The following is a 20,862-nucleotide window of genomic DNA, read 5'->3' on the forward strand; positions in this document are numbered from 1 at the left end:
TTGCTGACCTCACCATACCCTGCAGGTATGAAAAAGGACAGGAAAAGTATTGGACGGCCCAAACGGGCGAAGGGTATAAAAACATCCAATGAACTCACTTCCCCCCCGCAGCCGCCATGCCCCAAGCGACCATCGAACGTATCGAAACCCGCCTCGTCGATTTGCCGACGATCCGCCCTCACAAGCTGTCGGTCGCCACGATGTACGGGCAGACGCTGATGCTGGTCAAGGTGTACTGCAGCGACGGCATCGTCGGGATTGGCGAAGGCACCACGATCGCCGGCATGGCCTATGGCCCGGAAAGCCCCGAAGCAATGAAGCTCGCGATCGACGCCTACTTCGCCCCGGCGATGATCGGCAAGGACGCGACGCAGATCCAGGCGCTGATGGCGCACCTCGGCAAGCTGGTCAAGCTCAATCATTTCTCGAAGAGCGCGCTCGAAACCGCGCTGCTCGACGCACAAGGCAAACGTCTCGGCGTGCCGGTGAGCGAGCTGCTCGGCGGCCGTCGTCGTGAGCGCCTGCCGGTTGCGTGGACGCTCGCGTCGGGCGATACCGCGAAGGACATCGCCGAAGCCGGGCACATGCTCGACGTGCGCCGCCACAACGTCTTCAAGCTGAAGATCGGCGCGAAGGAACTGAAGACCGACATCCAGCACGTCGCCGAGATCAAGAAAGCGGTCGGCGAGCGCGCCGCGGTGCGCGTCGACGTGAACATGGCGTGGAGCGAGACCCAGGCCGCCTGGGCGATTCCGGCACTGGCCGACGCGGGCTGCGATCTGGTCGAGCAGCCGGTCGCGTCCGCCGCGGCGCTCGCGCGACTGATGCGCCGCTTCCCGGTCGCGCTGATGGCCGACGAAGTCTTGCAAGGCCCGGACAGCGCGTTCGAGATCGCGAAGAACGGCGGCGCCGATGTGTTCGCGATCAAGATCGAACAGAGCGGCGGCCTGTTCGCCGCGCAGCGCGTGGCCGCGATCGCGGATGCCGCCGGCATCGAGCTGTACGGCGGCACGATGCTCGAAGGCGCGTTCAGCACGGTGGCGTCGGCGCACCTGTTCGCGAGCTTCGCGAATCTGCAATGGGGCACCGAGCTGTTCGGGCCGCTGCTGATCACCGAAGAAATTCTGACCACGCCGCTCGACTACAGCGACTTCGAACTGACCGTGCCGAACGGCCCGGGTCTCGGCATCGAACTCGACGAGGCGAAGGTCAAACGATTCACGCGAGACGGGTTGATGAAGGTCACCCGCTAAACGGATTTAGATCAAGAGGATTCAACGATGCTTTTCCATGTGCGAATGGACGTGCACCTGCCGGTCGACATGCCGGCCGAAGTGGCGAACGAAATCAAGACCCGCGAGAAGGCTTACTCGCAGGAGCTCCAGCGTAGCGGCAAGTGGCGTCATATCTGGCGCCTCGTTGGCGAGTACGCGAATTACAGCATCTTCGATGTAGAGAGCAATGCCGAACTTCACGACATTCTGTCCGGCTTGCCTCTGTTCCCGTACATGAAGATTTCGGTGACGCCTCTGTGTCGTCACCCGTCGTCGATTCGGGACGGCGACATCTGAGCCCAGGGGCCAGGCGCTTTTGACGGCGAGCGCATCCAAAGCCATCTTTTCCCCCTATACCAACTGGAGACAGTCATCGTGAGCGTCAAAGTATTTGAAACCAAAGAAGTGCAGGATCTGCTGAAAGCCGCTTCCAACGTCGATGCCGGGAATGGCAACGCGCGTTTCCAGCAGATCGTTTTCCGTCTGCTGGGCGACCTGTTCAAGGCAATCGATGACCTCGACATCACGCCCGACGAAGTCTGGGCCGGCGTCAACTATCTGAACAAGCTCGGTCAGGACGGCGAAGCGGCGCTGCTGGCGGCCGGCCTCGGTCTCGAGAAGTATCTCGACATCCGCATGGACGCCGAGGACAAGAAGATCGGTCTCGAAGGCGGCACGCCGCGTACGATCGAAGGCCCGCTGTATGTCGCCGGCGCGACGATGCACGAGGGCGTCTCGAAGATCGACATCAACGCCGACGAAGACGCGGGCCCGCTGGTGATCCGCGGCACGGTCAAGGATCTGGACGGCAAGCCGGTCGCCGGCGCGGTCGTCGAGTGCTGGCACGCGAACTCAAAGGGCTTCTACTCGCACTTCGATCCGACCGGCGCGCAGAGCGACTTCAACCTGCGCGGCGCGGTGAAGACCGGCGCCGACGGCAAGTACGAATTCCGCACGCTGATGCCGGTAGGCTACGGCTGCCCGCCGCACGGCTCGACGCAGCAGCTGCTGAACGTGCTGGGCCGTCACGGCAACCGTCCGGCGCACGTGCACTTCTTCGTCAGCAGCGACGGCCATCGCAAGCTGACCACGCAGTTCAACATCGAAGGCGATCCGCTGATCTGGGACGACTTCGCGTATGCAACGCGCGAAGAGCTGATTCCGCCGGTCGTCGAGAAAAGCGGTGGCGCGGCGCTGGGCCTGAAGGCCGACGAGTACAAGGAAATCGAGTTCAACTTCACGATCACCCCGCTCGTCCAGGGTAAGGACAACCAGCTCGTCCATCGTCCGCGCGCTTCGGCCGAAGCGTAATCGCACGAGGCGGCGCCGTGGCGACACGGCCGCCGCCTTTCGTTGCCAACGGCCGGCGGTCCTGCCGGCCGAATCCCTGATGCGTCGAGGGGTAGACGGTGTCGAGCAAACTTCGTGAGCAGGCAGCACGCGATCTCGCGTCCGTGCAGCCCGATCGGGCCCACGATCTGGCGCGTCTGCTGATTCTGATCGACGACAGCGAACCGGGTTGCTTTGCAAGCTGCCGAGCGCGTTCTCTTCCAGATGATGCAGCAGCACTTCGGCCCGCTTGCGCCGTTTATACGCGAGCGCCGGTCCGGTGATGTCGAGCAACGCGGCGTCGTCGGGGAGCTGGTCGACTTGCGACAGCACGAACAGCGTTTGCCGCCCGGTCCTGACGCGGTCGGCGTCGAGCTCGGTCAACATCGTCAGTTCTTTCGCGTGGAGTTCGCCCTCTTTCGCGGCATGCACGAACAGGCGAATATCGGACTTCAGCCACGCGGCGCGCAACGCTTCGCGGTCGTCTTCGCTGCCGACGTCGGCGTCGAGTCCGGGTGCGTCGAGCCAGCGCACTCCCTGATGCACGCTATCGCCCAGGCGCACTGTTTCGCGCCGGTCGGAGACCGCGAACGCATCGCGGCCCAACAGCTCGTTGAGCAGGCTGCTCTTGCCGGCGACGCATGACGTGATCGGGCTGTGCAACGCTCTGTCGCAGTCGATCTTCGAGCTGTATCGTCGCGAGGCAGACAGGCTGTTGGGCGATGATTATCTGATCGAGCCCGACGCTTCGGTCGCGACCATCGAACTCGCTGACGATGTGGGTTTCGACGATATCGTCGTCGGGCGTGCGGGCGCAAATGGGAGCGGTGCGGGAAGTTGCGGACGTCGACTACGGACGCCTTCGCGCCGCGCTCAGCCACGCGATTCGCGAGTGCGTGCTGAGTCTGTCCGGCCATGCCGCGCAACGGTGCCGCGCGTCGATCGCTCAGCTGACGATGCTCGCGCGACGTCTCGAGGCGTCGTTGGCGATGCATGAGGAAGGCTTGCTCGATCTGAGGTCGCAGGTGCGGTCGGAAACTTTCTGAAGCGCCCTTCAAACGCCAGGCCTCAGCGTGATCGTGAACAATCGTGGTGTCTCACCGTTTTCATCGCGCGGCATCGGGTCGGAGCGCTTGACCGCCTCGATGGCGGCTTTGTCCCACGCCCGATCGCCACTTGATCGAACGATCTTTACCGATTCGAGACTTCCAGACGACGTGCAGTGCACTTCGACCACGGTTTCGCGATGCCCGGTCTTGCCATTCCAGACGATATTGGACTGCACGCGTTGCCGGACGAGTTCTGCGTAGTCGAATACTTTCGGCGCGGACGCCGGTTGTCGAGGCGCCGCCGAAGCGAAACTTGTCAGCGCCGAGATCAGTGACGCCGCCGAACGTCTGCTGCTGTCGAGTTCCGCTAGCGTGATCCATTCGCGCGCGGGTTGCGGCGTTTTATCGAACGCCTGGCGGTAAAAGCGCATGGCCTTGCACCACGCCTCGGGCGAAAGCTCGCCTTGGCGGCCGCTCGTCAACAGCCCCAGATCATCGGCCTCGGAAGGGTCGCGATTCAGCGCGTCCGCGAGCGACGCCGACAGCGCCAGCTGCCCGCGCAGCCGTTGTCCTGGCGTGACTTGCGGCAGCGGCGTGGTTTGCGTCGACTGTTTGACGAGGTTGAACATCGCCTGCAGTTGCGCCTGCAGTTCCGCGTCGGTCTCCTTATCCATCGACAGATAGCGCGACGTGATCAGTTGCAGATTCTTGAGCCCGCCGCAATCGGGCGGTGCGTCGTTCAGCGCGCGCGACGTCAGGCTCATCAGCTGTTCGCGGTCCTGCTGCGAGATGCGCGCCATGCCGTCCAGCACGCCTAGCGCGCGAGCGAGCACAGCGGAACCCGCCGTAGCCGCATTGCTATCGGACGAAAAGTAGTAACGCTGAATGTCCGGATCGGCTGTCAGTTTCTGCGCCCAGTCCGCGAGCAGCTTCGCTTTGGACGAGCCGGCCGCGATGCCCAAGCGGTTGGCCAGTTCGGCGGCATCGAGCGGTTGGCCGGGTAGAAACGGCAGGGCGGTTGACAGCAGCGAAGAACCGGTCGCGCCCGCGGGAGAAGACGGCAGTCGTGTGGAGTCCGCGTTGCTCGCGGCCGCCGCGACGCCTGCGCCGGAGCGAGCCGTATCGCCGCTCGCGTGCGGCAGCTTGAAAACGAAATTCGTTTCGACCGCCACAGGCTGATTGTCCATGCCCGTGAAGGGGCTGCACTGGGCACGCCGCGATGCCTGAAGGGCAAGGTTGTCGAACGCCGGATTGCCGGACGAGACTTCGACGGCCGCGTCGCTGATCTGTCCACGTTCGTCGACCCATGCGCGCACGATCGCATTGGGACGCGGCGACTGCGCGACCGCAGCGCCGGCGGACTTCAGATCGTCGTTGGACAAGCCGTAGGTGCAGGCCAGGCTCTGCGCGGACACGAAGTGCGGTGTCGACGTGATCGTGGCACTGGCTACGCCGGTACCGACGATGCAGGCGAGGATTAGCGACGCCTTCGTCAGGTGCACACGCAGCGGATTCCAGCGACTGAGCAGGTGCGGCTCTTTCATTGTGTTTGTCAGCTTCGGATCGTGCACGCGCGCTGGGTCACGGCCCCGGATTCGCCTCGCCCAAACCGGCTTGCTGCGCAGATCGATCGCTTTCCCGATACGCACCGAGCATGTGCTCCAGGTATCGCGTAACGGTCTCGAGGCACGTGGCCAGGTTACGTCGAGGATGGATCGCCATCGCGCGGCGCATTGAGCATCCGCTCCACATAGCGCGCAATCAGATCGATCTCCAGATTCACTTTTCCCCCGTCGTGCAGATGCTTGAGCGCCGTCACCTGCACGGTATGCGGAATCAGATTGATCGAAAACTCGCAGCCGTCGTCGCGATCAACGACGGAGTTCACGGTCAGGCTCACGCCATTGACCGTAATCGATCCCTTGTACGCGAGATAACGACCGATGTCGCGCGGCGCGAGAATGCGCAGCTCGTGCGATTCGCCGACCGGGGCGAAACGCGTGACGATACCGAGCCCGTCGACGTGTCCGGACACGATATGTCCACCGAGCCGGTCATGCGCGCGCAGCGCTTTCTCGAGATTGACCTCGCCGGTTTCGCCGAGACCGGCCGTGCGGTTCAGGCTCTCGCGCGACACGTCGACCTCGAACGAATGAGCGGTCTTCGCGACCACCGTCATGCAGGCGCCCTGGATCGTGATGCTGTCGCCGAGCTGCACATCGGCGAGGTCGAGCCCGCCCGCCTCGACGTTCAGGCGCACGCCCGCGTCGCCGCCCGTGCCGAGCGGCTCGACTGATTCGATGCGGCCCACTGCCGCGACGATTCCTGTAAACATCGTGCTAGTCCTTGATCATTTCGAAACGGTGGGGGACACGGCATCGGTCCCGGGTAAGGCTGCCGGCGCGAAACGCGCGAGGATCCGCAGATCGTCGCCGATCCGCTCGACCGTGTGGAAATTCAGCTTCACGCGGTCTTCGAGCCGGTCGGGCGCGTCCAGGTTGAACATGCTCATCGAGTCCACGCCGAGCAGGCTCGGCGCGAGATAGACCAGCAGTTCATCGACGCAGCCTTCGCGCAGCAGCGAGCCGTTCAGCTTGTAGCCGGCTTCGACGTGCAGCTCGTTGACGTGACGCTCGCCGAGCACGCTCAGCATGCGCGGGAGATCCACCTTGCCGAACGCGTTCGGCAGCGGCACGATCTCGGCGCCGCGCTCGCGCAGCGCGCTCGCGCGTTTTTCGAGCCGCGCGTCGAGCTCGCCGCAGAAGATCAGGGTCGGCGCGCCGGCCAGGATCTGCGCGTCGAGCGGCACGTCGAGCTGGCTGTCGATCAGCACGCGGTGCGGTTGGCGTGGTGTATCGACCGCGCGCACTGTCATGCGCGGATTGTCCCCTCGCACAGTGCCGATGCCGGTCAGGATCGCCGACGCGCGCGCACGCCACGCATGACCGTCGGCCCGCGCGGCCGCGCTCGTGATCCACTGGCTCTCACCCGACGGCAAGCCGGTGCGGCCATCGAGCGACGCCGCCACTTTCATGCGCACCCACGGACGGCCGCGCGTCATGCGCGACACGAAGCCGATGTTCAGCTCCCGCGCTTCGTTCGCGAGCAGACCGCAGCGCACTTCGATACCGGCTTCGCGCAGCATCGCGAGACCGCGGCCGGAGACGTGCGGGTTCGGATCTTCCATCGCCGCGATCACGCGGCCGATCTGCGCTTCGATCAGCGCGTTCGCGCACGGCGGCGTGCGGCCGAAATGGCTGCACGGTTCGAGCGTCACGTAGGCGGTCGCGCCGCGCAGGTCGTGGCCGCGCGAGCGCGCGTCCTTCAGCGCGCGAATTTCGGCGTGATCCTGGCCGGCCGGCTGCGTGAAGCCTTCGCCGATCACCTCGCCGTTTCTGACGAGCACGCAACCGACCCGCGGGTTCGGGTCGGTCGTGTACATGCCGCGCTTCGCGAGCGCGAGCGCGCGTTCCATGTGGACGAAATCGGTTTGCGAGAACATCGGTGTCCGTTGTGGTGCGGTGTCTGGGTCGTGCGGGTTGCGGCCTTTGCTTCGGGCCCGGCTTCAGCCCTTCAACGCTGTGAACGCGCCGCGCGCGGCGTCGATCGTCGCGTCGATCACCGCGTCGTCGTGCGCGCTCGACACGAAGCCGGCCTCATACGCGGACGGCGCGAAGTACACGCCCGCGTCGAGCATCTTGTGGAAGAACGCGTTGAAGCGCGGCACATCGCTCTTCGTGACCTCGGCGAAGCTCGTTGGGATCGATTCCCGAAAGTAGATGCCGAACATGCCGCCGAGCGCATCGGCCGCGAACGGCACGTCCGCTTCGCGTGCCGCCCGCGCGAGCCCTTGCGCGAGACGCGTGGTGCGCGCGGCGAGCGTGTCGTAGAAGCCGGGCGCCTGGATCAGCTGCAGCGTCTTCAGGCCGGCCGCGACCGCGATCGGATTGCCCGACAGCGTGCCCGCCTGATAGACGCCGCCGAGCGGCGCGAGGTGAGCCATGATGTCGCGCCGGCCGCCGAACGCCGCCGCGGGCATGCCGCCACCGATTATCTTGCCGAGACAGGTGAGGTCCGGCGTGATGCCGTAGAGTTGCTGCGCGCCGCCGAGCGCGACGCGGAAGCCGCACATCACTTCGTCGAAAATCAGCACCGCGTCGTACTCGGTGCACAGGCGCCGCAGCGCCTGCAGGAATTCAGGGGTCGCGCGCACGAGGTTCATGTTGCCCGCGACCGGCTCGACGATCACCGAGGCGATCTCGTTGCCGAACGCCTTGAACGCTTCTTCGAGCTCGGCGACGTTGTTGTATTCGAGCACGGTGGTGTGCTTGGCGATATCGACCGGCACGCCCGCCGAGGTCGGATTGCCGAAGGTCAGGAGGCCCGAGCCGGCCTTCACGAGCAGGCTGTCCGCGTGGCCGTGATAGCAGCCTTCGAACTTGACGATGCGGCTGCGGTTCGTGAAGCCGCGCGCGAGACGCAGCGCGCTCATCGTCGCCTCGGTGCCGCTCGACACCATGCGCACCTGTTCGATCGACGGCACCAGCTTGCAGATTTCCTCGGCGATCTCGACTTCCGACTCGGTCGGCGCGCCGAACGAAAAGCCATTCACGAGCACGCGCTGCACGGCTTCCAGCACTTCGGGATGAACGTGGCCGAGGATCATGGGGCCCCACGAGCCGATGTAGTCGGTGTAGCGCTGGCCGTCCGCGTCCCAGAAGTACGGGCCTTGCGCGCGCTCGACGAAACGCGGTGTGCCGCCGACGGAACGGAAAGCGCGCACCGGCGAATTCACGCCGCCGGGGATCGTGCGTTGCGCGCGTTCGAAGAGGGTTTCGTTTCTGGACATGGCGATGGCTGGAATAGGGAGCAGGGGTTGCGCAGCGGCGCGAGGGGCCTCGGACGATTCCCGCGGACACTTCGCGCGATGCTGGGATGGATCGAGAAATTGTACCGGAGTCGGCGCCGGCGGGCTGTGCGGACGGGCGGTCGCGCCGGCGCGTGTTTCGCCTAGCTGCCCGGTGCGGGTATCGTCGGCGACTTGCGCCTGCCGGTCAATTCGGCCCAGCGCTTCTCCAGCGCGCCTTCGGCGATCGGCTTGATGATCGTGCCCGAGCTTTGCGCATCCCACGTCTGCACCGACAACGGATGCACACGCAGCTGATCGCGCGTGATGACCGGCGCGTGATGCGCATCGACGAGCCAGTCGTAGACGAAATCGATGCACAGCCGGTAGCCGCGTTTGGTCGACGCGTCGGGGACTTCGTAGGGCGCGCGCGTCACGTAGCCCGAACCGAAGATGCCCTTCGGCTCCTGCGCGACGCGATGCAGGAACACGCGATCGCCGGGCAGGATGCCGCGCGCAAAGCCGCAGCCCCACGCGTCGGCCACCGCGTCGCCGGCCGCCACGCGTTTCGCGATGTCGGGCAACTCGGGCCACGGCCATTTTTTGGGGCTCCAGATCAGCAGGAAGGCGGTCATCGCGGGTTCGAACGGGATCAGGGGAGGGCGGTTGCGCGACGTCGAGCCTTTTATGTCGGGCCGTCAAGCTGCGCATACGTGAGCGCGTTGGACATGCTGGCGGCAGCCTAACCGATCGAGGCTGATTGCGCCGCGCGGCGCTGTCGCGCAACGTCCACGCAGCGGGCCACGAGCGCCGTCAGCGGATTAACCGTCGCGTACAATCGAGCCGGTCAACTGATGGCTGTTCCCGCTTCACCCGTTCCGCTGCCGATGCCGGCGCGGCGTTCCATTCGGATTTCCCATGTCTCACGTCGTCAGACGCCGGCCCGATGGCCGGCTGATCCTGTTGCTCGGCGCGCTGGCCGCGTGCGGGCCGATCTCCATCGACATGTATCTGCCGAGCCTGCCGACCATCGCGCAGGCATTCGCGGTCGGCACGGGCGCCGCGCAATCGACGCTCACGAGCTTCATGTTCGGCTTTTCGATCGGCATGCTGCTGTACGGTCCGCTGTCCGATACGTATGGCCGTCGGCCCATCCTGCTTGGCGGCATCATCATGTATGCGCTCGCCAGCATCGCCTGCTCGCTGTCGGTCTCGATCGGCTCGCTGGTCGGTTTCCGCTTCGTGCAGGCGTTGGGCGCGGGCGCGGCGTCGGTGCTGGCTCGCGCGATCGCGCGCGACGCGCACGAGCCGGGCGACGCGGCGCGCGTCCTGTCGATGATCGCGATCGTCACGGCGATCGGTCCACTGCTCGCGCCGCTGATCGGTGGACAGTTGCTGCTGCTGGGCGGCTGGCGCGCCGTGTTCGTCGCGCTGACGCTGTTCGGTTCCGTGTGCGCGGTGACCGCATTCCTGAAGGTGCCGGAGACGTGGCCGCGCGAGATGCGCGCGCAATCGGCGCTGCTGAAGTCGTTCGGCGCGTATGGCACGCTGCTGCGCGATCCGGTCGCGTGGGGACACATGTTGTGCGGCGGCATGGCGTTCGCGTCGATGTTCGCGTACATCACGGCGACGCCGTTCGTATACATCGAGTATTTCCACGTGTCCGCGCAGCACTATGGATTCCTGTTCGCGCTGAACATTGTCGGCATCATCTTCGGCAACTACCTGAACACGCGGCTCGTCGGCCGGCTCGGGCCGGTGCCGATCATCTCGTTCGCGGCGACCGTGAGCTTCGTCGCGTCGCTGTTCGTGTGTGTCGTGTCGCTGACGGGGTGGGGCGGCTTATGGTCGATCGTGTTCGGGCTGTTCTTCGTCGTCAGCGTGGTGGGCGTGTTGTCCGCCAACTGCACGACCGATCTGATGCATCGCTATCCCGCCAACGCGGGCGCCGCGGCGGCCGTGCTCGGCGCGGTGCAACTCGCGCTCGGCGCACTGTCGAGCCTCGCGGTCGGACTGTGGCAGGACGGCACGCCGAAGGGCATGGGTATCGTGGTCGGCGTGGCGGGCTGTCTGTGCTTTGTCGGACGCATGCTCGTGATGCGTTGGCACGGGACGAAGTCGCCGGTTGCGGCTGTGTGAGCGCGTTGTTCGGATATCGAGGGTGAGCACTGCGCGAGCGCTGTGAAAACGGCGTGAAAACTGGATGACGATCGTGCTATTCCGGCGGTGGGCATCGGCCGACGCGTGAGTTCATCGGACGCGTCTCCGGAAAACACCTGGTGTTGCGCGCGCACCACCGTGCGTCGCGGTGTGCATTGCTATGATGAAGTCACTGTTCCTCGGAGCGGCATTCATGGCGATCAAAGACCTGATGAACGGCGAACGGCAATTTGCCGCATTCGCCGAAGCGCAACGGCTGGCCGACAGCGGCGCTTATTACGATTACACCGACATCGAATACTTCTTGCGCTTTGATCACGGTTTGACGGATGTATCGGCTCTGCTCGATAGCCAGTTGATGCATCGCGATCTGAATCGTCGTTGCGCTGATGCGCGCGAAAAGCTCGAGATGGCGGGCGCGTGATGCGTGTTGCGTCCTGCGCGGGTTCGTGCGGAATGAAGCACGGCGATGAATCGCTCCGAGATTTTCACTTCTGGAGTGGTTGATGACCGATAGCACGCACGCCTTACGTTTGCCCCATACCGACAATCCGGCCGCGCTGGCGAAACCCGGCGGCCACTACAGTCATGTCGCGGTCGCGAATGGCTTCGTCTTCGTGTCCGGGCAATTGCCGATCAACGCGCAAGGCGAAAAGCTCGCCGATGCGTCGTTCGACGCGCAGGCCGAACAGGTTCTGGCCAATGTGAAGGCGGCGCTCGAAAGCGTCGGCAGCAGCGTCGCGCAACTGGTGCAGGTGCGCGTGTATGTCGTCGATGTCGAACATTGGGCGAGCTTCAATCAGATCTATGCGGGCTGGGCCGGCGAGGCAAGGCCGGCGCGCGCGGTCGTGCCGGTGCCGCAGTTGCACTATGGGTTCAAGATCGAGGTTGAGGCGGTGGCGGTGGTTTGAATTCGACATTAGCCGGCTACTGCATGGGCTCCTGAACGCGATTAATTGCAACGAAACCGGACAACTACATTTGGGAGTTTTGCGCTGAGAGCCTTAGCTGGTAAGGCTTTGCGCGATTGAATCGGATTGATCCGGACGGATTAAAACAAGCGTCCTGGCGGAGGCGGTGAGATTCGAACTCACGGAAGGATTGCTCCTTCGCCGGTTTTCAAGACCGGTGCCTTAAACCACTCGGCCACACCTCCAAGCCGCGAATTGTAACCTGAAAAGACCTCGTTGCGAGTCCCGGCCGACCGGCCATCACTGCGCATCTTTCAGAAACAGCGCCTGCAAGTCGTTCAGGAACGCCTGCCCAAGCGCCGTCGGCGCGATCCGTTCGTGGTCGCGTGTGATCAGCTTGCGCTGTTCCGCTTCCTGCAACGCCGGCTCGATCGTCGTGATCGACAGGCCCGTGCGCTCGATGAACCGATGCACCGGAAATCCTTCTACCAGGCGCAGCGCGTTCAGCATGAACTCGAACGGCAGATCGCGCGGCCCGACCTCATGCTCTTCCTGCACGCCTGCACCAGCCCTGGCCTGCTCGATGAACGTGGTCGGATGTTTGTAGCGCGCCTGGCGCACGATGCGATTAGGAAACGACAGCTTCGTATGCGCGCCCGCGCCGATGCCGAGATAGTCGCCGAAGCGCCAGTAGTTCAGATTGTGTTTGCTCTGCCGATGCGGCTGCGCATACGCGGACACCTCATAGCGCCCGTAGCCGGCCTCGGCGGTGCGTTGATGAATCCAGTCCTGCATGTCTGCGGACGCGTCATCGTCGGGCAACGCGGGAGGAAACTTGGCGAATAGCGTGTTCGGTTCGAGCGTCAGGTGATACAGCGACAGATGCGGCGGTGCAAACGACAACGCCGTCTCGACGTCGGTCTGGCATTCGGCGAGAGTTTGCTTGGGCAGCGCGAACATCAGGTCGAGGTTGAAGTTGTCGAACGTGGTCGCGGCGACTTCGACCGCGTGACGCGCCTGCGCCGCGTCGTGAATACGGCCGAGCGCCTTCAGATGCGTTTCGTTGAAACTCTGGATGCCCACCGACAGCCGGTTCACGCCACTTGCGCGAAACTGCGCGAACTTATCGGCTTCGAACGTGCCGGGGTTCGCTTCGAGTGTGATTTCCGCGTCGGCGTCGAGCGGCAGCAGCGCGCGAATATCCGACAGCATGCGATCGAGTCCCGCCGCCGACAGCAGACTCGGCGTGCCCCCGCCGATGAACACCGTATGCACCTGGCGCCCCCAGATCAGCGGCAACGCCATTTCCAGATCGGCGCGCAGCGCGTCGAGGTAGTCGTTCTCCGGAAACGTCTCGCCTTTCCACTCGTGCGAATTGAAGTCGCAGTACGGGCACTTGCGCACGCACCACGGGAAATGCACGTACAGCGCAAGTGGCGGCAGCGACGTCAAACGGATGCTGCCCGGCGACGTGAACGCACTGACGACACCTTTGCCGATGTCCGCCGGCGTCGATCGGATCGGAATCACGCTTCCTCCGATAGACGCGCGAGCAGTTGCCGCAGCGCGATCGCGCGATGGCTGCTCGCGTTCTTGACCGCCGGCTCGAGTTCGGCGGCGCTCGCGTTCAGCGACGGCAGATAGAAGTACGGGTCGTAACCGAAGCCATGCTCGCCGCGCGGCGCGTTCAGGATTTCGCCATGCCAGCGGCCTTCGGCGATCAGCGGTTCGGGATCGTCCGCGTGACGCACGAGTGCGAGCACGCAGTAGTAATAGCCGCGGCGGTCGCTCACGTCCCGCAGTTCGTCGACGAGGCGCGCGTTGTTCGCCGCGTCGCTTTTCTCGCCGCCGGCGAGTTGCGCGAAGCGCGCCGAATAGACGCCCGGCGCGCCGAGCAGCGCGCGCACGCAGAGGCCCGAATCGTCGGCGAGCGCGGGCAGACCGGTGAGCCTCGCGGCGTGACGGGCCTTCGTCAGCGCGTTTTCGACGAAGGTGGGATGCGGTTCTTCCGCTTCCGGCACGTTGAGCTCGCCTTGCGCGATCAACTCGATGCCGGCCGCGCCGAGCAGCGCCGCAAATTCGCGCAGCTTGCCCGCGTTGTTCGACGCGAGCACGACCTTTTTCAGAGGCATTCCCGACGTTACGCCGTGAGCATTGTTCGCGCCGCCGTCCTGACGAACCTCATTCACTGCTGCACTCCCAGCGCGTCTTTCTGCTTCGCGATCAGCGTGCTGATGCCGTCGCTAGCGAGATCGAGCAGCGCATTCATTTCTTCGCGCGAGAACGGCACGCCTTCCGCGGTGCCCTGAATTTCGACGAAGCCGCCCGCCCCCGTCATTACGACGTTCATGTCGGTGTCGCACTGCGAGTCTTCGTCGTAGTCGAGGTCGAGCACCGGCACGCCGTCGTACACGCCGACCGAAATCGCGGCGACGTAATCCAGGATCGGCGAGCTTTCGATGCGGCCCGTAGCGAGCAATCTGGCGACCGCATCATGCGCGGCGACGAACGCGCCGGTGATGCTCGCGGTGCGTGTGCCGCCATCGGCCTGGATCACGTCGCAGTCGAGATTGAGCGTGCGCGCGCCGAGCTTCTCGAGATCGAACACCGAGCGCAGCGCGCGGCCGATCAGCCGCTGGATTTCTTGCGTGCGGCCGGTTTGTTTGCCGCGCGCGGCTTCACGGTCGCTGCGGGTATGCGTGGCGCGCGGCAGCATGCCGTATTCGGCGGTGAGCCAGCCCTGGCCACGATCGCGCAGAAACGGCGGTACGCTCTCGCTGACGCTCGCGGTGCAGATCACCTTGGTGTCGCCGAATTCGACCAGCACCGAGCCCTCCGCATGCTTCGTGTAGTGACGCGTGATGCGCACGTCGCGCAACTGGTGGGGCTGGCGGCCGCTGGGGCGTTGGGTGTCGTTGCTCATGTCGGAATGGGTCGGGATGGGCCGGAGGAGGGCGGAAGAAAAACACTGATTTTACCGCCGATCGGATAGGGCGGTTGCCCAGACGGATGGCACGCGAGGTTGGGGGCGACGCGTGCGGCATGAGTACGTAAGCGCATCTTAACGACGAGCGGCAATCTGTAGTGATATGACGACCACGTCCGGAGCCGTATCCCTGCTCGCTCGCGAGGGGATGGCTGCGACAAAAATGGGATAATGCCGATTCCCCGCCCCGCGTCTCGTACACGCCGGGCGATCCGCTTCCCAGGCCATCGTTCAACGCATGGCCGCAATCGCGAGAAAAACGATGATCTACAGCATGACTGGCTATGCGAGCGCCACGCGCGAACTCGTGGCAGCCTCGGGCACGGGTGGCGTCAGCGTGTCGGTCGAATTGCGCACGGTGAACTCGCGCTTTCTCGATCTGAACTTCCGCATGCCGGAAGACGTGCGCGTCGTCGAACCGACGCTGCGCGAGATGCTGATGAACAAGCTGTCGCGCGGCAAGGTCGACATTCGCGTGAATCTGCAGCGCAGCGAGCAGTCGGCGAACGCGGGCGCGATCAACCGCGACGCGCTCGCGCAACTCGCGCAGCTGGAACGCACGGTGCTAGGCACGTTTCCTGAAGCTGGCCGTCTGCGCACCGGCGAAATTCTGCGCTGGCCGGGCGTGCTCGCCGAAAGCGGCATCGCGCCCGAGACGCTGCGCGAAGCGGTGCTCGGATGCGGCAAGCAGGCGATCGCGGACCTGATCGACGTGCGCGCGCGCGAAGGCGCGCAACTCGCGACGATGCTGCTCGCCAACGTCACCGAAATGGAGGCGATCGTCGTGAAGATCACCCCGCTCGTGCCCGAGCTGATTGCGCGACATCAGCAGAAAATCGTCGAGCGTCTGCAGGAAGCGCTCGGCATCGCCGCGCCGGATGCGGCCGTGACGATCGTGTCGCGCGAAGAGATCAACGAGCGGATTCGCCAGGAAGTGACGATGTACGGGATTCGCATCGACATCGCCGAAGAGCTGTCGCGCCTCACCGCGCACCTGAACGAAACGCGTCACGTGATCGAGAAGGGCGGCAAGGTCGGCAAGCGGCTCGACTTCATGATGCAGGAGCTGAACCGCGAAGCGAACACGCTCGGTTCGAAGGCGGCGGCGAAGGAACTCGCGGATTCGTCGATGACGCTGAAGCTCTTGATCGAACAGATGCGCGAGCAGGTACAGAATCTCGAATAAGGCTGGAGCACGACACATCATGACCGACCACCATCCACGCGAAACCGGCGCGGCGCGCCATCCGTACGCCGGCGCTTATCCCGGCAACCTGTTCATGGTCGTCGCGCCGTCGGGCGCGGGCAAGTCGACGCTCGTGAACGCGCTGCTCGCGGGCGACGACGCGATCCGTCTGTCGATCTCCTACACGACTCGCCCGCCGCGTCCGAAGGAGCAGGACGGCGAGCACTATCACTTCACGACCGTCGAAGATTTCATGCAGCGTCACGACGCGGGCGAGTTTCTCGAAAGCGCGGAAGTGCACGGCAACTATTACGGCACGTCGCGCGTGTGGATCGAGGAGCAGATGAAAAACGGCCATGACGTGCTGCTCGAAATCGACTGGCAGGGTGCGCAGCAGGTGAAGAAGCAATTCCACAACGCGGTGGAGATTTTCATTCTGCCGCCGTCGCTCGAAGCGCTCGAGGAGCGTCTGAGAAAACGTGGCCAGGACCAGCCGAACGTAATCACGCGACGCCTGCTCGCGGCGGGCGGCGAGATGGCGCACGCGGCCGAAGCGGAGTACGTCGTGATCAACGAGAACTTCGATCGCGCGCTCGCCGAACTGCAGTGCCTCGTCGGCGCGACGCGCTCGCGCTTCGCGTCGCAGTACGCGCGTCACACGCAGCTTTTCATGCAGCTCGGCATCCACCTGCCGCACGCGTGAGCGCGGCGTGGTGTCAAGCACATAAGGTAGAATGAGCAACATACTGAGAAGGAACCCAACATGGCCCGCATTACCGTCGAAGACTGCCTCAAACAGATCCCGAACCGTTTCGAACTCGCGCTTGCCGCAACCTATCGCGCGCGTCAGCTCGCTCAAGGCCACACGCCGAAAATCGAAAGCCGCGACAAGCCCACCGTCCTCGCGCTGCGTGAAATCGCATCGGGGCAGGTCGGCGTCGAAATGCTGAAGAAGGTGCCGGTCTAAGGCCCAGGGATTTTCGTTTTCGACTTGCCGGTATTCGCCACACCGGATTGCTCAACGTGCAGAACTGCGTCCAACCCTGACCGCTACCGGAGGCGACCATGAGTGCTACCCCGCCCACCGCCACGGAAGCGGAGCACGACACCGACTCGCCGTCGTCTGCACGCAAGTACATCGACGCAGTCCTCGAGCAATCGTTTCGTCATCTGTTCGGGCCGACCGCCACGCCGGAGCAGCCGCGCCGGCATGACGTCGTCTCCATCGCCAATCTGACGTCTGCGCTGTCCGGCTATCTGCAGCCGGAAGAGATCAAGGACATCAAGGCGGCGTTCCACTTCAGCGACGAAGCTCACCTCGGCCAGTATCGCCAGAGCGGCGAGCCCTACATCACGCATCCGGTCGCCGTCGCGGAAATCTGCGCGGGCTGGAATCTCGACGCCCAGGCGATCATGGCGGCGCTGCTGCACGACGTGATGGAAGACCAGGGCGTAACCAAGGCGGAGCTCGCCGAGCGCTTCGGCGCGAAGGTCGCGGAGCTGGTCGACGGTTTGTCGAAGCTGGACAAGATGGAGTTTCGCAATCGCGAGGAGGCGCAAGCGGAGAACTTCCGCAAGATGCTGCTCGCGATGGCGCGCGACGTGCGCGTGATCCTCGTGAAGCTCGCCGACCGGCTGCACAACATGCGCACGCTCGGCGCGGTGCCGCCGGAGAAACGTCGCCGTGTCGCGCGCGAAACGCTAGACATTTACGCGCCGATCGCTCACCGGCTCGGCCTGAATAATACCTATCGCGAGCTGCAGGACCTGAGCTTCGCGAACTTCAACCCGCACCGTTACGCGACACTCGAAAAAGCCGTGAAGGCGGCGCGCGGCAATCGTCGCGAGGTGGTCGGCAAGATTCTCGAATCGGTGCAGCGCGCGATTGCGGACGCGAAGCTCGACGCCGAAGTCACCGGTCGCGAGAAAACCATCTTCAGTATCTACAAGAAGATGCGCGACAAGCAGCTGTCGTTTTCGCAGGTGCTCGACGTGTATGGTTTTCGCGTGGTCGTCGAGAGCGCGCTCGAGTGTTATACCTGCATCGGCGCGTTGCATGCGCTTTTCAAGCCTGTTCCGGGCAAGTTCAAGGACTACATCGCGATCCCGAAGGTGAACGGCTATCAGTCGCTGCACACCACGCTCGTCGGCCCGTTCGGCGCACCGATCGAGTTTCAGGTGCGCACGCGCAAGATGCACGAGATCGCCGAGGCGGGCGTTGCCGCGCACTGGCTGTACAAGAACGGCAGCGCGGATCTGAACGACGTGCAGATGCGTGCGCACCAGTGGCTGAAGTCGCTGCTCGACATTCAGAGCGAAGCGGGCGATTCGAGCGAATTCCTCGAGCACGTGAAGATCGACCTGTTCCCGGATGCGGTCTACGTGTTCACGCCGAAGTCGAAGATCATGGCGCTGCCGCGCGGCGCCACCGCGCTCGACTTCGCGTACTCGATCCACAGCGACCTCGGCAACCAGTGCGTCGCGGTGAAGATCAACAACGAGCTGTTGCCGTTGCGTACCGAGCTGAAGAGTGGCGACATCGTCGAAGTCATTACGGCGCCGTATTCGAAGCCGAACCCCGCATGGCTCGGCTTCGTGCGCAGCGGCAAGGCGCGCTCGGCGATCCGTCATTATCTGAAGACGATGCGTCTGAACGAGTCGGTGCAGCTCGGCGAGCGTCTCGTCGATCAAGCGTTGAAGGGCTATGGCCTCGCGCTATCGGATGTGACGCCGGAGGCGTGGGAAAAGCTCGTGCAGTGGACGGGCAACAAGAACCGTCAGGAAATTTTCGCGGACATCGGTCTCGGCCGGCGGGTCGCCGCGGTGATGGCCAAGCGCATCGAAGTGTTGATGAGCGGGCGCGACGCCGACGACGACGGCTCGCGCTCCGAGTCCGGCTCGACGCCGCACGCGCCGCCGGTCGTCATCACCGGTACCGAGGGCATGTCGGTGCAGCTGTCCGCGTGTTGCCGTCCGATTCCAGGCGACGACATCATGGGCTATATCGGCATCGGTCTCGGCATGGCGATTCATACCACCGACTGCCGCGTCGCGCAGCGTATCCACCGGCGCGATCCGGGCCGCTGGATCGACGTCGCGTGGGCACCGCAGCCGGGGCGGCTGTTCGATGTCGCGGTCAAGGTACTCGTCAAGAACACCAAGGGCGTGTTCGCCCGCGTAGCGGCCGACATCACATCGGCGGACGCGAACATCGTCCATATCGCGATGGACGAGGATCTGTCGCAGGAATCCACGATTCTGCGCTTTGTGATTCAGGTCAGCGACCGTGTGCATCTGGCCAACGTGATGCGGCGCGTGCGCACGAATCTCGACGTGATGCGCATCACGCGTGAGCGGCCGAGCGAAGAGGGGCATCACCGCCACGACGGCGGCATGCGCATCGACCGCGAGCGCGCGGATTACTGAACGGCTTCAGGCTGGGCGTCGGCGCGGCTTGGACTGGCGCTTCGCGCCAGTCAGGCATCTTTCGTGCGGCGGCTCAGGATACAACTCAAGGCAGGTCTCACCTGAACTCCAGGGGGAACGCAGATGAACGTGTCCGACCTCGCTGGCGTGGCGCTCGATTACTGGGTGGCGCGCAGCCTGCACGACTTCGTGCGCGAAATCTACTTTACCGATAGTGGCGAGACTGTTGCGATCCGAGGCAACGATCGTGGTCGTCCGTGGGACGGGCGTTTCGCGCCTTCCGCGTCATGGGAGGCGGCTGCCGTTGTGCTCGAGCGCGCGATGCGGCTCGACGTGCGGGAGCAGAGCGATAAAGGCGCGGTATGCGTCGCTGAGTTCAAGGGTGGGCAGCGAGCCTCGGAGGGAATGGGCGATTCGCTGCGCATTGCTTTGCTGCGGGCGTTTGTCGTGAGCCATTTCGGCGATACCGTCGACGACGTGCTGCGCGAGCGCCAGGCACTGACCGGCATACGGACCGAGACGATCAGCGAGCAAACGGTGGGCGGGGTCGTCGAGGACTTGCCGCACCCGGATGGGCAAATTGGGGATATCCAGTCGCCGCCGCGATGAGTGCTGGCGCACGGGCACGGCATGGTGCGCCAGAAAAAACAAAGGGCCTTCTGGTTTGGAAGGCCCTTCATAGGTGGTGCGGCTGGCAGGATTCGAACCCACGACCCCTTGGTTCGTAGCCAAGTACTCTATCCAACTGAGCTACAGCCGCACGCAAAACGGTGATGCTTACTGTAAAAACTGATGAAACCTGAGAGCTCACTGTAAGGAGCGCCCTCGAATAAGGTGGCGCGGCTGGCAGGATTCGAACCCACGACCCCTTGGTTCGTAGCCAAGTACTCTATCCAACTGAGCTACAGCCGCACACAGAAACGAGATTATAGCCAACGGATTTGAAAAACGGAAGCCCATGACGGCGATTTGTGTCGCCGGCCCGATCGTGTAACCTCTTATGAGATTGTTGCTAGTTGCTGTTAACGGATGATTATGAACAAGGCCTTTGTCAAAGAGTCGAGCGAAGACAACGATGATGATCTCGACATCGCCCAGCCCGACGTGCCCGCAGGCACCAAAAACTACATGACTCCCGCGGGTCATCGGCGTATGCGTGATGAATTGCTTCGTCTGATCGATGTCGAGCGGCCCGAGGTTGTCAAGCTCGTGTCGTGGGCGGCGTCGAACGGCGACCGCTCGGAGAATGGCGACTACATCTACGGCAAACGCCGTCTGCGGGAAATCGACCGGCGCATCCGTTTTCTGACCAAGCGACTCGATCTAGCCGAGGTCGTCGATAGCAGCCGGCAGGAAAACGTCGACCAGGTGTTTTTCGGCGCGACGGTCGACTATGCGACCGAGGACGGCGAAGAGCATCAGGTGACGATCGTCGGTGTCGACGAGGTCGACCTGGACATCGGGCACGTAAGCTGGATTTCGCCCATTGCGCGTGCGCTGCTAAAGGCTAAAGTCGGCGATACGGTCACGCTGTTCACGCCGGCCGGTCCGCAGTCGATCGATATTCTCGACGTCAAGTATCCGCTGCCTGATAGCGGCCGCTAGGCCTCTGGCGAGGACCTGGGCTCACGTGCACGCACGCAGGCCTGCGCACAAAGCGGCAAAAACCCACGTCGGCACGGACATAAAAAAAGG

At 64.1% G+C, this 20,862-nt stretch carries 21 protein-coding genes, 3 tRNA genes and 1 pseudogene; 13 read left to right on the top strand and 12 right to left on the bottom strand.

Annotated features, from left to right (window positions below):
- Window positions 1-116: 116 nt before the first annotated feature.
- The 3 genes from OKW45_RS16900 (at window position 117) to catA (ending at window position 2,585) form a co-directional block, all read left to right on the top strand.
- On the top strand, window positions 117-1,253 hold the full coding sequence (locus OKW45_RS16900) for a muconate/chloromuconate family cycloisomerase (RefSeq protein ID WP_429469989.1): 1,137 nt from the start codon (window positions 117-119) through the stop codon (window positions 1,251-1,253).
- A gap of 27 nt (window positions 1,254-1,280) precedes the next feature.
- Window positions 1,281-1,571 carry a muconolactone Delta-isomerase gene (catC, locus tag OKW45_RS16905; protein WP_090801477.1) on the top strand — a complete coding sequence of 97 codons (291 nt, stop codon included), beginning with the start codon at window positions 1,281-1,283 and terminating at the stop codon, window positions 1,569-1,571.
- A 78-nt stretch (window positions 1,572-1,649) separates the two neighbouring features.
- Window positions 1,650-2,585, top strand: a complete 936-nt coding sequence (gene catA / locus OKW45_RS16910; protein ID WP_429469991.1) for a catechol 1,2-dioxygenase — start codon at window positions 1,650-1,652, stop codon at window positions 2,583-2,585.
- Window positions 2,586-2,885: 300 nt separating this feature from the next.
- Here the strand turns inward: catA and OKW45_RS16915 are convergent.
- Window positions 2,886-3,236 (bottom strand): annotated as a pseudogene (locus OKW45_RS16915) (GTPase); the annotation flags it as partial.
- Between the two features lie 143 nt (window positions 3,237-3,379).
- On the opposite strand from OKW45_RS16915, the gene OKW45_RS16920 reads away from it, so the two are divergent.
- Window positions 3,380-3,649, top strand: a complete 270-nt coding sequence (locus OKW45_RS16920) for a hypothetical protein (RefSeq protein WP_429469993.1) — start codon at window positions 3,380-3,382, stop codon at window positions 3,647-3,649.
- A gap of 8 nt (window positions 3,650-3,657) precedes the next feature.
- Here the strand turns inward: OKW45_RS16920 and OKW45_RS16925 are convergent, their stop codons facing one another.
- From OKW45_RS16925 to OKW45_RS16945, 5 genes are all read right to left on the bottom strand, one after another.
- A complete protein-coding gene (locus tag OKW45_RS16925; RefSeq protein ID WP_429469995.1) occupies window positions 3,658-5,196 on the bottom strand; it encodes a TonB family protein in 1,539 nt (512 codons plus the stop codon).
- Between the two features lie 155 nt (window positions 5,197-5,351).
- A complete protein-coding gene (locus tag OKW45_RS16930; protein ID WP_429469997.1) occupies window positions 5,352-5,987 on the bottom strand; it encodes a riboflavin synthase in 636 nt (211 codons plus the stop codon).
- Between the two features lie 15 nt (window positions 5,988-6,002).
- Window positions 6,003-7,154 (bottom strand): bifunctional diaminohydroxyphosphoribosylaminopyrimidine deaminase/5-amino-6-(5-phosphoribosylamino)uracil reductase RibD, encoded by a 1,152-nt coding sequence (gene ribD / locus OKW45_RS16935; protein ID WP_429469999.1) that lies wholly within the window; start codon window positions 7,152-7,154, stop codon window positions 6,003-6,005.
- Window positions 7,155-7,217: 63 nt separating this feature from the next.
- A complete protein-coding gene (gene hemL / locus OKW45_RS16940; protein ID WP_429470001.1) occupies window positions 7,218-8,501 on the bottom strand; it encodes a glutamate-1-semialdehyde 2,1-aminomutase in 1,284 nt (427 codons plus the stop codon).
- Between the two features lie 161 nt (window positions 8,502-8,662).
- Window positions 8,663-9,133, bottom strand: coding sequence for a hypothetical protein (locus OKW45_RS16945; RefSeq protein WP_018421507.1), 471 nt, complete (start codon window positions 9,131-9,133; stop codon window positions 8,663-8,665).
- 283 nt (window positions 9,134-9,416) lie between these two features.
- Between OKW45_RS16945 and OKW45_RS16950 the strand changes: the two genes are divergently transcribed.
- The 3 genes from OKW45_RS16950 (at window position 9,417) to OKW45_RS16960 (ending at window position 11,569) form a co-directional block, all read left to right on the top strand.
- Window positions 9,417-10,637, top strand: coding sequence for a Bcr/CflA family multidrug efflux MFS transporter (locus OKW45_RS16950; RefSeq protein WP_429470003.1), 1,221 nt, complete (start codon window positions 9,417-9,419; stop codon window positions 10,635-10,637).
- A gap of 214 nt (window positions 10,638-10,851) precedes the next feature.
- On the top strand, window positions 10,852-11,082 hold the full coding sequence (locus OKW45_RS16955; RefSeq protein WP_026225987.1) for a hypothetical protein: 231 nt from the start codon (window positions 10,852-10,854) through the stop codon (window positions 11,080-11,082).
- Window positions 11,083-11,164: 82 nt separating this feature from the next.
- Window positions 11,165-11,569: a RidA family protein gene (locus OKW45_RS16960; protein ID WP_429356002.1), complete on the top strand. Its 405-nt coding sequence runs from the start codon at window positions 11,165-11,167 to the stop codon at window positions 11,567-11,569.
- 155 nt (window positions 11,570-11,724) lie between these two features.
- Here OKW45_RS16960 and OKW45_RS16965 read toward each other — a convergent pair.
- From OKW45_RS16965 to rph, 4 genes are all read right to left on the bottom strand, one after another.
- Window positions 11,725-11,814, bottom strand: a tRNA-Ser gene (locus OKW45_RS16965).
- 55 nt (window positions 11,815-11,869) lie between these two features.
- Window positions 11,870-13,099, bottom strand: a complete 1,230-nt coding sequence (gene hemW, locus OKW45_RS16970; protein WP_429470005.1) for a radical SAM family heme chaperone HemW — start codon at window positions 13,097-13,099, stop codon at window positions 11,870-11,872.
- Window positions 13,096-13,758, bottom strand: coding sequence for an RdgB/HAM1 family non-canonical purine NTP pyrophosphatase (gene rdgB, locus OKW45_RS16975; protein WP_018421465.1), 663 nt, complete (start codon window positions 13,756-13,758; stop codon window positions 13,096-13,098). Before rdgB ends, hemW begins: the two co-directional genes overlap by 4 nt.
- Window positions 13,755-14,492: a ribonuclease PH gene (gene rph / locus OKW45_RS16980; protein WP_429470007.1), complete on the bottom strand. Its 738-nt coding sequence runs from the start codon at window positions 14,490-14,492 to the stop codon at window positions 13,755-13,757. Before rph ends, rdgB begins: the two co-directional genes overlap by 4 nt.
- Before the next feature lie 325 nt (window positions 14,493-14,817).
- Between rph and OKW45_RS16985 the strand changes: the two genes are divergently transcribed.
- From OKW45_RS16985 to OKW45_RS17005, 5 genes are all read left to right on the top strand, one after another.
- Window positions 14,818-15,741 (top strand): YicC/YloC family endoribonuclease, encoded by a 924-nt coding sequence (locus OKW45_RS16985; RefSeq protein WP_429470009.1) that lies wholly within the window; start codon window positions 14,818-14,820, stop codon window positions 15,739-15,741.
- 19 nt (window positions 15,742-15,760) lie between these two features.
- A complete protein-coding gene (gene gmk / locus OKW45_RS16990) occupies window positions 15,761-16,444 on the top strand; it encodes a guanylate kinase (RefSeq protein ID WP_018421462.1) in 684 nt (227 codons plus the stop codon).
- 60 nt (window positions 16,445-16,504) lie between these two features.
- On the top strand, window positions 16,505-16,708 hold the full coding sequence (rpoZ, locus tag OKW45_RS16995) for a DNA-directed RNA polymerase subunit omega (protein WP_008921215.1): 204 nt from the start codon (window positions 16,505-16,507) through the stop codon (window positions 16,706-16,708).
- A gap of 98 nt (window positions 16,709-16,806) precedes the next feature.
- Complete coding sequence (locus OKW45_RS17000; protein ID WP_018421461.1) at window positions 16,807-19,167, top strand: RelA/SpoT family protein; 2,361 nt, start codon at window positions 16,807-16,809, stop codon at window positions 19,165-19,167.
- Window positions 19,168-19,290: 123 nt separating this feature from the next.
- Window positions 19,291-19,776, top strand: a complete 486-nt coding sequence (locus OKW45_RS17005; RefSeq protein ID WP_429470011.1) for a phage protein NinX family protein — start codon at window positions 19,291-19,293, stop codon at window positions 19,774-19,776.
- A 74-nt stretch (window positions 19,777-19,850) separates the two neighbouring features.
- On the opposite strand, the gene OKW45_RS17010 is transcribed toward OKW45_RS17005, so the two are convergent.
- Together OKW45_RS17010 and OKW45_RS17015 are read right to left on the bottom strand one after the other, a co-directional pair.
- Window positions 19,851-19,927: transfer RNA gene (locus OKW45_RS17010), tRNA-Arg, on the bottom strand.
- A 75-nt stretch (window positions 19,928-20,002) separates the two neighbouring features.
- Window positions 20,003-20,079: transfer RNA gene (locus OKW45_RS17015), tRNA-Arg, on the bottom strand.
- 123 nt (window positions 20,080-20,202) lie between these two features.
- Here OKW45_RS17015 and greB point away from each other — a divergent pair.
- Window positions 20,203-20,772, top strand: coding sequence for a transcription elongation factor GreB (greB, locus tag OKW45_RS17020; protein WP_018421459.1), 570 nt, complete (start codon window positions 20,203-20,205; stop codon window positions 20,770-20,772).
- Window positions 20,773-20,862: the final 90 nt, after the last annotated feature.

This window comes from Paraburkholderia lebeckiae (genome assembly GCF_050436225.1).
In the GTDB taxonomy this organism is placed as follows: domain Bacteria; phylum Pseudomonadota; class Gammaproteobacteria; order Burkholderiales; family Burkholderiaceae; genus Paraburkholderia; species Paraburkholderia tuberum.

What these genes read in the sequence shown, in the direction of transcription:
- OKW45_RS17000 (WP_018421461.1), top strand. Translation starts at nt 16,807, where the DNA reads ATGAGTGCTACCCCGCCCACCGCCACGGAAGCGGAGCACGACACCGAC.
- OKW45_RS16945 (WP_018421507.1), bottom strand. Translation starts at nt 9,133, where the DNA reads ATGACCGCCTTCCTGCTGATCTGGAGCCCCAAAAAATGGCCGTGGCCC.
- rph (WP_429470007.1), bottom strand. Translation starts at nt 14,492, where the DNA reads ATGAGCAACGACACCCAACGCCCCAGCGGCCGCCAGCCCCACCAGTTG.
- OKW45_RS16960 (WP_429356002.1), top strand. Translation starts at nt 11,165, where the DNA reads ATGACCGATAGCACGCACGCCTTACGTTTGCCCCATACCGACAATCCG.
- OKW45_RS17005 (WP_429470011.1), top strand. Translation starts at nt 19,291, where the DNA reads ATGAACGTGTCCGACCTCGCTGGCGTGGCGCTCGATTACTGGGTGGCG.
- hemL (WP_429470001.1), bottom strand. Translation starts at nt 8,501, where the DNA reads ATGTCCAGAAACGAAACCCTCTTCGAACGCGCGCAACGCACGATCCCC.
- OKW45_RS16930 (WP_429469997.1), bottom strand. Translation starts at nt 5,987, where the DNA reads ATGTTTACAGGAATCGTCGCGGCAGTGGGCCGCATCGAATCAGTCGAG.
- gmk (WP_018421462.1), top strand. Translation starts at nt 15,761, where the DNA reads ATGACCGACCACCATCCACGCGAAACCGGCGCGGCGCGCCATCCGTAC.
- greB (WP_018421459.1), top strand. Translation starts at nt 20,203, where the DNA reads ATGAACAAGGCCTTTGTCAAAGAGTCGAGCGAAGACAACGATGATGAT.
- OKW45_RS16925 (WP_429469995.1), bottom strand. Translation starts at nt 5,196, where the DNA reads ATGAAAGAGCCGCACCTGCTCAGTCGCTGGAATCCGCTGCGTGTGCAC.
- OKW45_RS16985 (WP_429470009.1), top strand. Translation starts at nt 14,818, where the DNA reads ATGATCTACAGCATGACTGGCTATGCGAGCGCCACGCGCGAACTCGTG.
- OKW45_RS16920 (WP_429469993.1), top strand. Translation starts at nt 3,380, where the DNA reads ATGTGGGTTTCGACGATATCGTCGTCGGGCGTGCGGGCGCAAATGGGA.
- rpoZ (WP_008921215.1), top strand. Translation starts at nt 16,505, where the DNA reads ATGGCCCGCATTACCGTCGAAGACTGCCTCAAACAGATCCCGAACCGT.
- catC (WP_090801477.1), top strand. Translation starts at nt 1,281, where the DNA reads ATGCTTTTCCATGTGCGAATGGACGTGCACCTGCCGGTCGACATGCCG.
- ribD (WP_429469999.1), bottom strand. Translation starts at nt 7,154, where the DNA reads ATGTTCTCGCAAACCGATTTCGTCCACATGGAACGCGCGCTCGCGCTC.
- OKW45_RS16955 (WP_026225987.1), top strand. Translation starts at nt 10,852, where the DNA reads ATGGCGATCAAAGACCTGATGAACGGCGAACGGCAATTTGCCGCATTC.
- OKW45_RS16900 (WP_429469989.1), top strand. Translation starts at nt 117, where the DNA reads ATGCCCCAAGCGACCATCGAACGTATCGAAACCCGCCTCGTCGATTTG.
- OKW45_RS16950 (WP_429470003.1), top strand. Translation starts at nt 9,417, where the DNA reads ATGTCTCACGTCGTCAGACGCCGGCCCGATGGCCGGCTGATCCTGTTG.